This window comes from Pseudomonas fluorescens (assembly GCF_001307155.1).
In the GTDB taxonomy this organism is placed as follows: Bacteria; Pseudomonadota; Gammaproteobacteria; order Pseudomonadales; family Pseudomonadaceae; genus Aquipseudomonas; species Aquipseudomonas helvetica.
The window spans coordinates 476,701-491,771 of the sequence record NZ_CP012830.1 but is presented as its reverse complement, the minus strand read 5'-3'; the positions used below and the strand labels follow the sequence as shown (position 1 = coordinate 491,771).

Below are 15,071 nucleotides of genomic sequence, written 5' to 3'. Positions count from 1 at the left end.
AGGCTGGTTTGAAACGCGTACCGCTTACAAGAAAATGAACTTGGCGATAAAGATCGCGCAGAGCACCCAAAGACTGATGGAAATTTCCTTGTGTTTACCCGTACCGGCCTTGAGCACCACGTAGGTGATAAAGCCCAGCGCGATACCGTCTGCAACCGAGAAGGTCAGCGGCATCATGATGGCCGTGACGATCGCCGGAATGCTGTCGGTGGCTTCGCTCCACTTGATGTGCTCCAGGCCGCTCATCATCAGCATGGCCACGTAGATCAGCGCACCGGCGGTGGCGTAAGCGGGGATCATGCCAGCCAGCGGCGCGAAGAACATCGCGGCAATAAATAGCACACCTACGGTCACTGCGGTAAGACCGGTACGACCGCCGGCGGCTACACCGGCAGCACTTTCCACGTAGCTGGTGACCGGCGGCACTCCGACCATCGCCCCGAACACGCTCGACGCACTGTCGGCTTTCAATGCTCGGGAGAGGTTTTCGATCTTCCCGTCTTCGCCGACCAGGCCTGCCCGTTGCGCAACGCCCATCAGGGTTCCGGCGGTGTCGAACATGTGCACGAAGAGGAACGCCAGCACCACGCTGATCATGCTGATGTTGAACACGCCGGCGATGTCCATGGCCATCCAGGTCGGTGCCAGGCTGGGCGGGGTCGACATGATGCCGCTGTAGTGCACCAGGCCCAGACCCCAACCGGCGAGAGTCACGGCGATGATGCTGATCAGGATTGCACCGAACACGCGGTGGTAACTGAGTACCGCAATCATCAGGAAGCAGACGGCGGCCAACAGCGGGCCAGGCTCACGCAGATTACCCAGCTTGATCAATGTGGCCGGGCTGGCGACGATGATGCCGGCGGTTTTCAGGCCGATGATCCCGAGGAACAAGCCAACGCCTGCGCCCATGGCGAAGCGCAAGCTCACCGGAATACTGTTGAGCAGCCATTCCCGCACGCGCGACAGCGTCAGGAACATGAACAACACACCGGAAATGAACACCGCGCCCAGCGCAGCTTCCCAGTGGTAGCCCATGGTGCCGACCACGGTGTAGGTAAAAAAGGCGTTCAAGCCCATGCCTGGTGCGAGGCCGACAGGCCAGTTGGCGTACAGACCCATCAACAGGCAACCAAGTGCAGCGGCGATGCAGGTTGCGACGAAGGCCGCGCCGTGGTCGATCCCGGCGTCCGCCATGATGTTGGGGTTGACGAAGATGATGTAGGCCATGGTGATGAAGGTGGTAATACCTGCGATCAACTCGGTCTTCACCGTGGTGCCATGCAAGCTGAGTTTAAAAATGCGCTCCAGCCAGCCAGTGCGTAACGGCGGCGAGAGTTCCAGCGTCGAGGCTTCGGATTTGCGGCTTTCCACAGCGAGTACTCCTCAAGAGTTTTATTGTTATTTCCAGAGCCGGACACATGAGGTGGGCAGCGGCTCTTTGAGGTACTTGCGAATTTGTTGACCGCTTGGTCAGGAACTCGCACGAAACGGATTATGCTTTTGTATACAAATAAAGCAAATAATGTTTTTGATTCTGTAGACGAAAAGATTGGCAATAGGGATATATCGCCAGGAAGGACGCCATCGCGGGCAAGCCTTGCTCCTACGGATCGATGTCGTTTGAAAATATCGAACACGACTCAAGATCCGTAGGAGCAAGGCTTGCCCGCGATGACTGACGTGTCCGCAACTCAAATTCCGAAGCGTAGCCGCGCTAGATTTTCTGCTGGTTTTCGCCCAGCGCTTTGTTCACCGCTAACCAGCCATCTACCGCCGCCTCGCCAGCCTCGGCAAACACTCGCTCAAGCAATTTCACTTGCTCACGTCGCAGCGACTCCTCGAACCGCGCGCCGTCGACGGTCAGTTCCAGCAGGCGTTTACGCTTGTCGGTCGCTGACGCCACGCTGTCCACCAAGTGCATTTCCACCAACTGACGCAGCGGAATGTTCAGCGCCTGCTTGCTCACACCGAGTAGCGCGAGCAGTTCCTTGACGCTCAGGGCCGGGTAGCGGGCGATGAAAAACACGATGCGCTGATGCACGCGGCTCAAACCGCGCCGCTCGAGCATTTCGTCGGCTTTGGCAGTGAAGGCCTGGTAGCCGAAGAAGAACGCTTCCATGGCGGCTTGCTGGGTGCTTTGGTTTTTAAGGTCAAGCATATTGACGTATCTGCTCGCACTGTCGTAATTTCGGTCAAGTAGTTTGACTTAATTTCCTTGGCTTTCGCTACCGGTGACCCCCATGGCTTTTTCCGAACGTGTCTCGCGCCTTAAAAGTTCTTTGATTCGTGAAATCCTTGCCGCGGCTCAGCGCCCGGAAGTGATGTCGTTTGCCGGTGGCCTGCCTGCCGAAGCCATGCTGCCGAAGGTCGAGTGGGCTGACATGCCATTGGCGATGGGCCAATACGGCATGAGCGAAGGCGAACCGGCATTACGCGAAGCGCTGGCGGCTGAGGCCCGGGCCTTGGGCGTACCGTGTGAGGCGAGTCAGGTGTTGGTGGTCAGCGGCTCCCAGCAAACCCTGGATCTGGCGGCCAAGCTGTACATCGACAAAGGCACCGAGATCATGCTCGAAGCGCCGACCTATCTGGCGGCGCTGCAAATCTTCCAGCTGTTCGGCGCTGACTGTCTGACCGTGCCGCTGGAGGCTGACGGCCCGAACCTGAATGAGCTGCGCGCGCGCCTGGAAAAACATCACCCGGCGTTCATCTACCTGATCCCGACGTTCCAGAACCCCTCGGCAGTGCGCTACAGCGAAGCCAAGCGCGATGCAGTGGCAGCGTTGCTCGATGAGTTTGGCGTGACCCTGATCGAAGACGAACCCTACCGTGAACTGACCTTTGATGGCGGCAGCGCGACGCCCATCGTCAGTCGCTTGAAGAAGGCCAGCTGGATCTACACCGGCACCGTGTCCAAGACCTTGCTGCCAGGCTTGCGCGTCGGCTATTTGATCGCCAGCCCGGACCTGTTCCCGCACCTGCTGCGACTCAAGCAATCGGCTGACTTGCACACCAACCGTGTTGGCCAATGGCAGGCGTTGCAATGGATTGGCAGCGAGAAGTTTCGCGATCACCTGAGTGAGCTGCGGGACTTCTACCGGGTTCGGCGTGACGCCTTCCAGTTGGCACTGGAAACCCATTTCTGCGATCTGGCCGAGTGGAATGTACCGCAAGGCGGGCTGTTTTTCTGGTTGACCCTGAAGCAGCCATTGGACACCCGGACCTTGCTGAACGAGGCGTTGGCGCAGGACGTGGCCTTTATGCCGGGGGAGCCGTTCTTCTCTGAGCCGGACAACAATCCGGGGCATCTGCGGCTGAACTTTAGCCACATCGATCCGGCGCGGCTGGACGAAGGGCTTAAACGATTGGCTGGAGTAGTGCGTCAGGCACAGGCTGCTCAGGCTGCGTGAGGGAAGGTTAAAAACCAATAAACCGGCGAATGAGCCGGTTTATTTTTTCTGAGTTTTACGGTATCTGTGCGGGCCTCATCGCGGGCAAGCCTTGCTCCTACGGATGAGGGGCGTCCGCAAATGTTGTGATCACCGCTGCCTTTGTAGGAGCAAGGCTTGCCCGCGATAGCGCCCTCAAAAACACCACAAAACCATCAGGCTGTCGCGAAGCGCTTGTCCAGATAATCAATGATCACCTTGGATTCATACATCCAGGTAGTCTGGCCATTCTCTTCGATACGCAGGCACGGCACCTTGATCTTGCCGCCTTGCTCAAGCAGGGTTTGGCGATCCTGTTCGTTGTTCTTCGCATCACGCAAAGCCACCGGCACATTCAGGCGGCGCAGGGTGCGGCGGGTTTTCACACAGAACGGGCAGGCGTGGAACTGATACAGCGTCAGGCCTTTCGCTGCGTTTTCGACCTGGGCCTGAGCAACGGCAGGGCGCTTCTTTTTGCTCGGGCGGGTGAGGAAGTCGATGAAAATGATCAGCTGGCCGAGGCCGATACGAAGCGCTTTTACTAACACGGTATAAGCCTCACGGGCGAATGAAGAAAGGCGCGCAGCTTACCTGATTTTTCACAGGCGAAAAAAAACCGGCGATGAATGCCGGTTTTCTTCGTACAGCGGATTACTTGATCAGGCTGAGAAACTCGCTGCGGGTCGCCGCGTTTTCGCGGAACTCACCAAGCATCACCGAGGTGATCATCGACGAGTTCTGTTTCTCTACACCACGCATCATCATGCACATGTGCTGGGCTTCGATCACCACCGCCACGCCCAGGGCGCCAGTCACTTGCTGGACCGCCTCGGCGATCTGCCGGCTGAGGTTTTCCTGGATCTGCAGGCGGCGGGCGTACATATCGACGATCCGCGCGACTTTCGACAGGCCCAGCACCTTGCCACTCGGGATATAGGCCACGTGGGCCTTGCCGATGAATGGCAGCAAGTGGTGTTCGCACAACGAGTAGAGCTCGATGTTCTTGACCAGCACCATTTCGCTGTTGTCGGAGCTGAACAAGGCACCGTTGGTGACTTCTTCGAGCGTCTGCTCATAACCGCGGCAAAGGTACTGCATGGCTTTGGCGGCACGCTTCGGCGTGTCGAGCAGACCTTCGCGGGTGGCGTCTTCGCCAAGCTGGCCGAGGATCGCCGTGTAATTCTGTTCCAGGGACATGAAACTACCTGTGGGATTTTACGCAAAGGACAAGGGTACGGTGGCGGACACGGCGCTGCAAGCGTAGCGCATCAGCTTTACTCGTCACGACCTTCCATCATGGTCCGTTTCAGCATCACGTAAACTGCTCCGGCGCCGCCATGTTTTGGCTGGCACGAGGTGAAGCCAAGCACCTGCGGATGCTGGCGCAGCCACGTGTTGACGTGACTTTTGATCATCGGCCGCTTGCCGTCCAGGCGTACAGCCTTGCCATGGGTCACGCGCACGCAGCGGATTTCGAATTTTGTTGCTTCGGCGAGAAAAGCCCACAGCGTCTCGCGGGCTTTTTCGACGGTCATGCCGTGCAGGTCGAGGCTGCCTTCGAACGGGATCTGCCCGACCTTCAACTTGCGCATCTGGCTTTCCTGCACACCGTCACGCGCCCACATCAACTCGTCTTCCGGACCGACATCGATCACGAACTGATCGGACAGACCGTCAACAGTGGTGGCATCGGTGCGCACGGTGGCGGCCTGGCGCAGCTTGGCGATGTGCGCGCGGTCAGCCTTGGGTTTGCCGGTTTCGGCGCGATCGTGCTTGATCGGCTTGACGCCTTGGATCGCGCTTTTGAACAGGGAAAAATCGTCGTCTTGCATGTCAGCCTCCGCGAAGGGCGGCCAGTTTACCCAAGTCGAGGTGAATCGGGCGCGTCAAAACGCAACGCGCGCCACTCAGTCATGTTTTTTCATCAAATGCGGAGCCAGGTTCAGCTCACGCGGTTGGCGCATCCGGCGACGGCAGCGACGCCACAACGCGACACCGACATACAGCAGCAACAGGCCAAGCGCCAGGACCACCGCGGCGCCGGCCCGGCTGGTGTTCAACTCGCCAAGAGCCGGCGGGTGGCCCAACAGGCTGGCGGCACCGGCCAGCGCCAGCAACACGCCGAGGGTTGCCAGCAGCGCGGAAAATGCCGCACCAAAGCGATAACGCCAGTTGCGCGGGCCTTTGGGCCGCAAGCGGCGAGCGTCAAAACCATCGGATTTCTTCATTCCGACCTTCCTCAATGGGTATCGGCCCTTCGACCGGGAGTTGACCGGGTGGTTCCTGAGGCTAAGGCAATTGCGGGGAATGAGCGGTTTTTGCGGATGAGCGGCTGCGTTGGCCGCTCATCAAGCGCTTGATCAGATCAGTTCCTGAGTCTGGGCGAGGGTCGCGAAGTTGTCGGCCATGATCGCCATTTCAGTCTGCTGGACATGTTCGGCGCTGAGGACGCCACCTTTGAAAGGCAGGTCCCGGGTGGCACAGGCGTCTTCGACCAGGGTGCAGCGAAAGCCCAGGTTCTTGGCGGCGCGCACGGTGGTACTGACGCTGGAGTGACTCATGAAACCGCAGACGATCAGGTCCAGCGAGCCGAGGTCTTGCAGGCGTTTTTCCAACGGGGTGCCGTGGAACGCACTGGGCAGCAATTTACCGATGACAGTTTCGTCAGCCAGTGGCTCAAGGCCCGGGATGAATGCACCGCGTTCGCCTTGTGGGTCGAACAGGCCACCGACGGTGCCGAGGTGGCGTACATGGACGATCGGCCGACCCGCCTTGCGGGCAGCCGCGAGCAGTTGCTTGATATTGTCGACGGCGGCGTCCATGCCGGAAAGGGCCAGGGGGCCGCTCAAGTATTCTTTCTGGGCATCGATGATCACCAGCGTCGCATGGGCCAGATTGGCCGGCGCGTAACCACGACCGCTGAGTTGAAACATCGTTTTTGGAACGGACATTCTGGGGCTCCTTCGAGTGGGGCTTTTGCGACATTGTCCTCTGGCTGAGCGCTTCTGTGAATCGCTACCATCGTAGGCACCGTCGTTGCTGGCCTGCAGCCTGTCAAGAGCTGAGCAGATGTTCAATCAAAAGCTGAAAATCAGGATCAATCCTACATCCGTCAGGTGATTTTCTTGCGTCGTCGGGGCGGGTTTAGGCTGTTAGAATCGCCAGTCGTTTTTTCAGGAGTTTGCCCCCGTGATCACTTCCCGCCTGCGCACCTTGCGCGACCACATTCGTTGGGCTGTCAGCCGTTTTCATGGGGAGGATCTGTTTTTCGGCCATGGGACCGACAACGCCTGGGACGAAGCCCGTCAACTGGTGTTGGGGGCGTTGCACCTGCCGTGGGAAATCGCCGATAGCTATCTGGACTGCCGTCTTGAAGACGACGAACTGGTCAACCTGCAGCGCTTGCTCAAGCGTCGAATCGAGGAGCGCATCCCGACGGCTTACCTGTTGGGCGAGGCCTGGTTCTGCGGGATGTCGTTCATCGTTGACGAGCGTGTATTGATTCCGCGCTCACCGATTGGCGAGCTGATCGAAAAACGTTTTGAGCCGTGGCTGGGCAGCGAACCTGCACGGATTCTTGACCTGTGCACCGGTTCCGGTTGCATCGGCATTGCCTGCGCCTACGAGTTCCAGAACGCTGAAGTGGTGTTGGCGGACCTGTCCTTCGAAGCGCTGGAAGTGGCCAATCAGAACATCGAGCGCCATGGCGTCGATGAGCGCGTGTACACCGTTCAGGGCGATGGCTTCGACGGTTTGCCAGGGCAGCGTTTCGATTTGATCGTGTCCAACCCGCCTTACGTTGACGCCGAAGATTTTGCCGACATGCCGGATGAATACCAGCACGAACCCGAACTGGGTCTGGCCTGTGGTGACGATGGTTTGAACCTGGTGCGGCGCATGCTCGCCGAAGCGGCGGATCACCTGACCGAGAAGGGCTTGCTGATCGTTGAAGTCGGCAACAGCCAGGTGCACGTCGAGGCGTTGTACCCGGAAGTCGATTTCGCCTGGCTGGAATTCGAGCGCGGCGGTCACGGTGTGTTCATGCTCAGCGCCGAGCAATGCCGCCAGCATCAGGCGTTGTTCGCTGCCAGGGTTTAATGTGGTGAACGTGGCGAGGGAGCTTGCTCCCGCTGGGCTGCGCAGCAGCCCCCGACCTTGTTATCTCAACGATGAGGTAACAGGATTGCGAGCGCTTCGCGCTCGAGCGGGAGCAAGCTCCCTCGCCACAAGAGCCTCAGCAAACTCCCTTGCCACAAGAACCACAGCAAACTCGGGTTTTTAGCGGTGCGTAGCAATCCAGATCAGCAGTCCCGCCTGGAACACCGAAAACGCCACCAGACAGCTGATGGTGAAGCGTAGTCCGGTGTCCTCACGTTTGTATTGGCTGACTTTCTCTTCCTGCTTTTGCAGTTTGACTTCCTGCTCCGCCAGATTCTGCTCGGCTTGCTGCAGCATCTGCGCGGCTTCGAGGATTTCCACGAATTGCAGTTTTTCGGAGTTCCAGTCGCCGAGCAGATCGCCGACCTTTACCTCTTTGACGCTGCCCTTCAAATGCTGGGCATCGGCGTAGACCACGTCAAAGCCATGCACTCGCAGGAAGTGGTCGCGGCGCAGGCGGGTGTCTTCGTTGAGGGCGTCCTTGTTGTTCAGGTCTGCACCGTCGACGGTGTAGCTCGACCACTTTTTCTTCGCCCACGTAATGCCTTGAGCGGCCAGAAAACGGCCAATGCCACGGTTCAGCGGTTCAATCTGCAGACCGCTGTCGGGACCGAAGTGCACGCGACGGTTCTCATGATCGACCCAGACGTCCAGGTGGTTCTGTTCTTTGCGCACCCGTTGACCGGGCAGTGAAATGCTCATGCGCAGCAGGCTGCGTTCTTTGCTGTTGCGCTCGGCATAACCGAACTCGACAAAGCGCAATGGCCGCCCACCGGTCGCTCGATCGGTTTTCAGCGGCGCCAGGCGAAGCATCTTGTGGTGCTCGGCCTGGACGTCCGACCACGGCAGGTCGACCACTTCAGTGGCGGTGGTTTGCGGCGCAGTGTCGGGTGAATTCTGGGTATCAGTCATAACGGCGAGATCCTGTCCAAGCCCTGCTTGGCGGCAGCCAATGGGCTACCGACACACAGGCTTATCGGCCGTTTTTTCCAGGACTGGAGGGTAATACCGGCTTAACTGGCGCGAAGTCCGTCAATAAAGCTCAGGATGCTCGAGCCGAGTTCGACAGCGAGGGGCAGTTGCGGGTCTTTGTAGGAGGCCAATTGCCGTTTGATGTCATTGGGCACGATACGCATCACGTGGTTCATGCCTTCGATCAGCGCCAGTTGGGCATCCGGTTTCGCCGCTTTGAGCATCTGTGCGTCACCGACACCGACCTGCATGTCGTTGCTGCCCTGGATGATCAGCGCCGGCATTTTCAACTTGGCGAAAGCCGCTGCCGGGTCCTGGCGAAACAGGCTGATCAAGTACGGTTGCACGCTGGGACGGAAGATCACCTGCAGCGGCGTCGGAACATGTTCATCGACATGTCCGGCCTTGAGGCTGTCCAGCAGCTCATTGCTGCGCAGCAGCAGATCGGGAGGCATTCGATTGCTCAATTGTTGACGCAAGACCTGATCTACCGGACGGGCGCTACCGGACACGGAGATCACTGCGGCGGCATCGACTTGCGGAGCGGCGAGTGTGGCCACCAGTGCACCTTCACTGTGCCCGAGCAGAATCAATGGCCCCATACGCGGGTCGGACTTGAGTTTCTGGCCCCAGGCCACGGCATCGGCAACGTAGGCCTCAAGGGTCAGATTGCGTTCATCCGGGGTCGCTGCGAGGCTGGCCGCCACGCCGCGCTTGTCGTAACGCACGCTGGCGATGTTGTGTTTGGCCAACACCCAGGCCAGGCGCTTGAGGCTGTCGTTGTTGCCGCCTTCCGGGTTATTGCCGTTACGATCAGTTGGGCCCGAGCCGGAAATGATCAGCACAACCGGCACCGGGCTGTCGGACTTTGGCAGCAACATCGAGCCGAAAAGCTCACCGCTGCCGGTATCCAGACTGATTGGCCGTTGCAGTACAACAGAGGCCTGGGCTGCATTGGAAAGCAGGCCAGTAAACAGGGTAAGGCTCAAGGCAATAACTCGCAGCATCATCACGCCATCATTCAGAAGGTGTCGGTTGGACTTGCAGGCACCGATAAGGTTCGAGGATGAACTAGTTGGATAGCCTGCGTATACTCGCCGACATTACATTTTCAGGTTGAGTCACTCAGCGAATTCACGGAGCGCCCTGCATGTCCGGCAATACCTACGGCAAGCTGTTCACTGTCACCACCGCGGGCGAAAGCCATGGTCCGGCGTTGGTCGCCATTGTCGACGGCTGCCCGCCGGGCCTTGAGCTGTCCCTGGAAGACTTGCAGCGTGATCTGGACCGCCGCAAGCCCGGCACCAGCCGCCACACCACCCAGCGTCAGGAAGCCGACGAAGTCGAAATCCTCTCTGGCGTGTTCGAGGGCCGCACCACCGGTTGCGCGATTGGCCTGCTGATCCGCAATACCGACCAGAAGTCCAAGGACTACTCGGCGATCAAGGACCTGTTCCGCCCGGCCCACGCTGACTACACCTATCACCACAAATATGGCGAGCGCGATTACCGTGGCGGTGGTCGCAGCTCGGCGCGGGAAACCGCCATGCGTGTGGCTGCGGGGGCGATTGCGAAAAAATACCTGGCGACCCAGGGCATCGTCATTCGCGGCTACATGAGCCAGCTCGGGCCTATCGAAATCCCGTTCAAGACCTGGGACTCGGTCGAGCAAAACGCCTTCTTCAGCCCCGACCCGGACAAAGTGCCAGAGCTTGAGGCCTACATGGATCAATTGCGCCGCGACCAGGATTCGGTCGGCGCGAAGATCACCGTGGTCGCCGAAGGCGTGAAGCCTGGGCTCGGCGAACCGATCTTCGACCGTCTCGACGCCGAACTGGCCCATGCGCTGATGAGCATCAACGCGGTGAAAGGCGTGGAAATCGGTGCCGGTTTCGCCAGTGTCGCCCAACGCGGCACCGAACACCGTGACGAAATGACCCCGGAAGGTTTCCTCAGCAACAACGCGGGCGGGATTCTGGGCGGCATCTCTTCGGGACAACCGATCGTTGCGCACCTGGCACTCAAGCCAACGTCGAGCATCACCACGCCGGGCCGTTCGATCGATATCCACGGCAACCCGGTGGACGTCGTTACCAAGGGCCGTCATGACCCGTGCGTCGGCATCCGCGCTACGCCGATTGCCGAAGCGATGATGGCCATCGTGTTGATGGACCACCTGCTGCGCAATCGCGGGCAAAACGCCGACGTGCGCGTCAGCACTCCGGTGCTGGGCCAGCTGTGAAGCCATGCCCTGACGTCGCCGCGGTCTGACGGCCGTGGCGGCGCTTCCCTACTGGCGGTTGTCCAGCTTCTATCTGTTCTATTTCGCCTTGCTCGGTTCGACCGCACCGTTCCTGGCGCTGTACTTCGATCACCTGGGGTTTTCCAGTGCGCGCATTGGCGAACTGGTGGCGATTCCGATGCTGATGCGCTGCGTCGCACCGAATATCTGGGGCTGGCTCGGTGACTACACCGGCCGGCGCCTGGCCATCGTGCGCTTCGGCGCGATCTGTACGCTGCTGACCTTTTCGCTGATCTTCGTCAGCAAAAGCTACGCCTGGCTGGCGATGGTCATGGCGCTGCATGCATTCTTCTGGCACGCGGTATTGCCGCAGTTCGAGGTCATCACCCTCGCGCATTTGCAGGGCCAGACTTCGCGCTACAGCCAGATCCGCTTGTGGGGATCGATCGGTTTCATCATCACCGTGGTTGCGTTGGGGCGGCTGTTTGAATGGTTGAGCCTGGACATCTACCCGGTGACGCTGGTGGTGATCATGGGCGGGATAATCATCAGCAGCCTCTGGGTGCCGAACGCCCAGCCGGCGCAAGGCAATCGGCTGGCGGGCGAGGGCTTTCTCAAGCAACTGCGCAGCCCCGGCGTGTTGGCATTTTATGGCTGCGTGGCACTGATGCAGATGAGCCATGGGCCGTATTACACTTTTCTGACCCTGCACCTTGAACACCTCGGTTACAGCCGCGGCGTGATCGGTATGCTCTGGGCGTTGGGAGTGGTCGCCGAAGTCCTGATGTTTTTGTTCATGAGCAAGATCCTTGGGCGCTTCTCGGTACGCCGGGTGTTGATGGCGAGTTTCCTGCTGGCGGCGTTACGCTGGCTGCTGCTCGGCTCGTTCGCCGAATTCCTGTGGGTGCTGCTGTTTGCGCAGATTCTGCACGCGGCGACCTTCGGCAGTTTTCACGCCGCGGCCATCCATTTCGTGCAACGTAGCTTCGGTGCACGCCAGCAAGGGCAGGGCCAGGCGTTGTACGCGGCACTGGCCGGCACCGGCGGAGCGTTGGGCGCGTTGTATTCCGGTTACAGCTGGAATGCCCTGGGCGCTACATTGACCTTTAGTATTGCCAGCCTCGCAGCGTTCGCTGCAGCCGTTATCATTGCCACACGTATGCAAGAGGACAGGCCATGAGCCTTACCCGTGAACAGCTCGCCCAGCAAATCATCGACGCCGGGCGTTTTTTGTATGGCCGAGGCTGGTCGCCCGCCACCAGCAGCAACTATTCGACGCGACTGGCGGCCACTGAAGCCCTGTTGACCGTTTCCGGTAAACACAAAGGGCAGTTGGGGATGGATGACGTGCTGGCCACGGATATGTCGGGCAACAGCCTGGAACCGGGCAAGAAGCCGTCTGCCGAAACCCTGCTGCACACCCAGTTATATAATTGGCGTGCCGACATCGGTGCGGTGCTGCACACCCATTCGGTCAATGCCACGGTGTTGTCGCGACTGCTGCAGAGTCCGGTCATTACGTTTGAAGACTACGAACTGCAAAAAGCCTTTAGTGGGATCTCGACTCATGAGTCCAAGGTGCGGGTGCCGATCTTCGACAATGATCAGGACATCGAGCGCCTGGCGTCCAAAGTCCAGCCATGGCTCGACGACCATCCCGACTGTGTCGGTTACCTGATTCGCGGTCATGGCCTCTACACCTGGGGCCCGAAGATGAGCGATGCGTTGCGGCAGATCGAAGCGTTTGAGTTCCTGTTTGAATGCGAGCTGAAAATGCGCGCGTTGATTAACCGTTAAGGCCTACTTCTACCTGAAGTCGCCAACCGCCTGATGAAACGCGTTGCCTGACCGGTCTGTAAAAGCCGGACGGCAGCGCCGCTAACGAGGAATTGCCAGCATGAGCAGCCTGTCCGTTTACCACGTTTCAAGCCCGGACCTGCCGAACAAGGTCCTGACCCACTTCGACGATATCGCCTCGACCCTGGCCGAAAAAGGTGTGCGCTTCGACCGTTGGCAAGCCGCGGCGAAGATCCAGCCGGGCGCCAGCCAGGAAGAAGTGATTGCCGCTTATCAGGTGCAGATCGATCAATTGATGACCGAGCGTGGTTACATCACCGTCGACGTGGTCAGCCTTAACAGCGATCACCCGCAAAAAGCCGAATTGCGTGCCAAGTTTCTGGAAGAACATCGTCATGGCGAAGACGAAGTACGATTTTTCGTCGCGGGCCGTGGCCTGTTTACTTTGCACATCGACGACTACGTGTACGCCGTGCTCTGCGAGAAAAACGACCTGATTTCGGTGCCCGCCGGTACTGCACACTGGTTTGACATGGGCGAGCACCCGCACTTCGTGGCGATTCGGCTGTTCAACAACCCCGAAGGCTGGGTGGCCAACTTCACCGGCGACGACATCGCCAGCCGCTTCCCGCGTCTCGAGGACTGATGGCATGACGATCAAAGCCATTCTCACCGACATCGAAGGCACCACCAGCGCGGTGAGTTTTGTGTTCGAGGTGCTGTTTCCCTACGCCGCCAAACATTTGCCGGACTTTGTCCGTCAGCAGGCGCAACGGGCCGACGTAGCCCGGCAGATCGACGCCGTTCGCCAGGACAGCGCCGAACCTGGCGCTGACGTCGAGCGGGTGATCGAAATCCTGCTGGGCTGGATTGCCGAAGACCGCAAGGCCACGCCACTCAAGGCGTTGCAAGGGATGGTCTGGGAGCAGGGTTATCAGGCCGGGCAGTTGAAGGGGCATGTTTACCCGGACGCGGTCGAGGCGCTGAAACGCTGGCATCAGGCCGGTTATCAATTGTTTGTTTACTCGTCCGGTTCGATCCAGGCCCAGAAGCTGATCTTCGGTTGCTCCGAGGCCGGTGATTTGACGCCGCTGTTCAGTGGCTACTTCGACACCACCTCGGGACCCAAGCGTGAGGCGCAGTCCTATCAGCGCATTACTCAAGCCATTGGCTGCGAGTCTGCGCAGATCCTGTTTCTCTCCGATATCGTTCAAGAACTGGATGCCGCCCGTGAAGCCGGCATGGCCACCTGCGGACTGGTACGCGAAGGCGGTGAGCTCGCCGGGCATCTGAACGTCAGCAGCTTTTCGCAGATCGATCCCGCCACGTTCTGAGTGGCTACGGCTGACTGCAACTCACGCAGTCAGCCGACTTTCCATCACGAACTAACATCACGGCCAACGCACGTCTGTAGGACGTGTAGGAAGTTGCCTGTTGATAAGTCGGCCATGCCTGTTTGTGGTTTTCCTTACTTGTTTAATCTTGTCCCTGTGTAACTCTTCGGCCCTTAAGTTTGTTCGCTTACCCAGGCACTTTTCGCGCTTGGCAATGGTGCGGACTCCTGGTGAGAGGACTAAGGATGAAAACACCAAAGCGACAGCGTCCGGATCCGGCAGGCAAACCGCTGAGCGAAAAGGAACTGGAGATTCTGTATTGGGCCAAGGCCGGCAAAACGGTGTGGGAAATCAGTGTGATTCGGGACATTTCCGAGGCGACGGTGAAGTTTCACCTGAGCAACATCTACTCCAAGCTCGAAGTCACCAACCGTGCTCAAGCAGTCGGCGAGGCGGTTAATCGTGGCTTGTTGAGCTGAGCTCAAAACGCACTCAGGCCGTGCAGCGCAAGGCTTGCACGACCTGAAAGGTGTGAATGGTTGGTGCTTATCTCGAGTGATAGGTCGGCAAGGCGAAACGCTGCTGGCTTTGCAGCATCGAAATCTGCGGCAGTTCGCTGGCCTGTTCGGCCAAGTCACGGCGAATGGCACTGATGACCCAGGACAGTTGATCGCCGGCGTGCAATTGAGCGTAGGAAATCGAGCGTTTGAACACTCGGCCATCGCTGCTATTGAGCGTCAGCAGAATACCGCCGTCAGGGCGAGCTTGCGTGGTGACGTCGAAGTTGGAGAACAGGGACGAAAATTTTTCCTGGATCAGGCTCATGTCGATCAGCTCCGTTTGCACTTGAATGGCAAGCATGGAGTGATAGGTGCACTGATTGTGCCATTATGAGATTTTATAAAAACCGTTATAAATCAATAGCATAGAAAGTTCGTAATTTTTTGGCATCGTGCATTTTGCATGAATGGCCATCGTGCATCCTGCATTTTGCGTGTTTGCCGCAGTATCGACCCGGATACAAAACATTTCAAAAACCGCGTGTACAGCGACACAAGCGCGGGCGTACTTTTTGGCTTGAATCGACTCTTCCACGTTTGTTTTTATCTCTAACCAGAGGTTATCTGCCTTCTCTGATCC

18 protein-coding genes are annotated in these 15,071 nt (G+C 58.8%); 8 read left to right on the top strand and 10 right to left on the bottom strand.

Annotation, left to right across the window (positions count from 1 at the left end):
• Window positions 1-24: 24 nt before the first annotated feature.
• Both AO353_RS02305 and AO353_RS02300 read right to left on the bottom strand, forming a co-directional pair.
• On the bottom strand, window positions 25-1,374 hold the full coding sequence (locus AO353_RS02305) for an NCS2 family permease (RefSeq protein ID WP_054593503.1): 1,350 nt from the start codon (window positions 1,372-1,374) through the stop codon (window positions 25-27).
• Window positions 1,375-1,717: 343 nt separating this feature from the next.
• Entirely contained in the window at window positions 1,718-2,161 is a 444-nt protein-coding gene (locus tag AO353_RS02300; RefSeq protein WP_054593502.1) for a MarR family winged helix-turn-helix transcriptional regulator, read from the bottom strand.
• Window positions 2,162-2,243: 82 nt separating this feature from the next.
• Between AO353_RS02300 and AO353_RS02295 the strand changes: the two genes are divergently transcribed.
• Window positions 2,244-3,410 (top strand): PLP-dependent aminotransferase family protein, encoded by a 1,167-nt coding sequence (locus AO353_RS02295; protein ID WP_054593501.1) that lies wholly within the window; start codon window positions 2,244-2,246, stop codon window positions 3,408-3,410.
• A gap of 194 nt (window positions 3,411-3,604) precedes the next feature.
• Here the strand turns inward: AO353_RS02295 and AO353_RS02290 are convergent, their stop codons facing one another.
• From AO353_RS02290 to AO353_RS02270, 5 genes are all read right to left on the bottom strand, one after another.
• On the bottom strand, window positions 3,605-3,976 hold the full coding sequence (locus AO353_RS02290; protein ID WP_054593500.1) for a glutathione S-transferase N-terminal domain-containing protein: 372 nt from the start codon (window positions 3,974-3,976) through the stop codon (window positions 3,605-3,607).
• Between the two features lie 103 nt (window positions 3,977-4,079).
• Window positions 4,080-4,625, bottom strand: coding sequence for a GTP cyclohydrolase I FolE (gene folE, locus AO353_RS02285; RefSeq protein ID WP_019693029.1), 546 nt, complete (start codon window positions 4,623-4,625; stop codon window positions 4,080-4,082).
• 77 nt (window positions 4,626-4,702) lie between these two features.
• Window positions 4,703-5,260 carry a Smr/MutS family protein gene (locus AO353_RS02280; protein ID WP_054593499.1) on the bottom strand — a complete coding sequence of 186 codons (558 nt, stop codon included), beginning with the start codon at window positions 5,258-5,260 and terminating at the stop codon, window positions 4,703-4,705.
• A gap of 75 nt (window positions 5,261-5,335) precedes the next feature.
• Window positions 5,336-5,656 (bottom strand): hypothetical protein, encoded by a 321-nt coding sequence (locus AO353_RS02275; protein ID WP_054593498.1) that lies wholly within the window; start codon window positions 5,654-5,656, stop codon window positions 5,336-5,338.
• Window positions 5,657-5,788: 132 nt separating this feature from the next.
• Entirely contained in the window at window positions 5,789-6,379 is a 591-nt protein-coding gene (locus AO353_RS02270; RefSeq protein WP_054593497.1) for a cysteine hydrolase family protein, read from the bottom strand.
• 238 nt (window positions 6,380-6,617) lie between these two features.
• Between AO353_RS02270 and prmB the strand changes: the two genes are divergently transcribed.
• Window positions 6,618-7,526 carry a 50S ribosomal protein L3 N(5)-glutamine methyltransferase gene (gene prmB / locus AO353_RS02265; protein WP_054593496.1) on the top strand — a complete coding sequence of 303 codons (909 nt, stop codon included), beginning with the start codon at window positions 6,618-6,620 and terminating at the stop codon, window positions 7,524-7,526.
• Between the two features lie 180 nt (window positions 7,527-7,706).
• On the opposite strand, the gene AO353_RS02260 is transcribed toward prmB, so the two are convergent.
• Entirely contained in the window at window positions 7,707-8,498 is a 792-nt protein-coding gene (locus AO353_RS02260) for a hypothetical protein (RefSeq protein ID WP_054593495.1), read from the bottom strand.
• A 101-nt stretch (window positions 8,499-8,599) separates the two neighbouring features.
• Entirely contained in the window at window positions 8,600-9,613 is a 1,014-nt protein-coding gene (locus AO353_RS02255; protein WP_081013690.1) for an alpha/beta hydrolase, read from the bottom strand.
• Between the two features lie 95 nt (window positions 9,614-9,708).
• On the opposite strand from AO353_RS02255, the gene aroC reads away from it, so the two are divergent.
• The 6 genes from aroC to AO353_RS02225 all read left to right on the top strand — a co-directional run bounded on the left by aroC (window position 9,709) and on the right by AO353_RS02225 (window position 14,410).
• Window positions 9,709-10,800: a chorismate synthase gene (gene aroC, locus AO353_RS02250; protein ID WP_019693022.1), complete on the top strand. Its 1,092-nt coding sequence runs from the start codon at window positions 9,709-9,711 to the stop codon at window positions 10,798-10,800.
• A 34-nt stretch (window positions 10,801-10,834) separates the two neighbouring features.
• Window positions 10,835-11,980: an MFS transporter gene (locus AO353_RS02245; protein WP_054593493.1), complete on the top strand. Its 1,146-nt coding sequence runs from the start codon at window positions 10,835-10,837 to the stop codon at window positions 11,978-11,980.
• The gene (locus AO353_RS02240; RefSeq protein WP_054593492.1) at window positions 11,977-12,597 is read left to right on the top strand and encodes a methylthioribulose 1-phosphate dehydratase; all 621 of its coding nucleotides are present in this window, start codon (window positions 11,977-11,979) and stop codon (window positions 12,595-12,597) included. Before AO353_RS02245 ends, AO353_RS02240 begins: the two co-directional genes overlap by 4 nt.
• Window positions 12,598-12,697: 100 nt before the next feature.
• The gene (locus AO353_RS02235) at window positions 12,698-13,243 is read left to right on the top strand and encodes a 1,2-dihydroxy-3-keto-5-methylthiopentene dioxygenase (RefSeq protein ID WP_054593491.1); all 546 of its coding nucleotides are present in this window, start codon (window positions 12,698-12,700) and stop codon (window positions 13,241-13,243) included.
• A 4-nt stretch (window positions 13,244-13,247) separates the two neighbouring features.
• Window positions 13,248-13,931 (top strand): acireductone synthase, encoded by a 684-nt coding sequence (gene mtnC / locus AO353_RS02230; RefSeq protein ID WP_019693018.1) that lies wholly within the window; start codon window positions 13,248-13,250, stop codon window positions 13,929-13,931.
• Between the two features lie 245 nt (window positions 13,932-14,176).
• A complete protein-coding gene (locus tag AO353_RS02225) occupies window positions 14,177-14,410 on the top strand; it encodes a response regulator transcription factor (RefSeq protein WP_054593490.1) in 234 nt (77 codons plus the stop codon).
• 67 nt (window positions 14,411-14,477) lie between these two features.
• Here the strand turns inward: AO353_RS02225 and AO353_RS02220 are convergent, their stop codons facing one another.
• Window positions 14,478-14,756, bottom strand: a complete 279-nt coding sequence (locus tag AO353_RS02220; RefSeq protein ID WP_024264778.1) for a DUF3509 domain-containing protein — start codon at window positions 14,754-14,756, stop codon at window positions 14,478-14,480.
• Window positions 14,757-15,071: the final 315 nt, after the last annotated feature.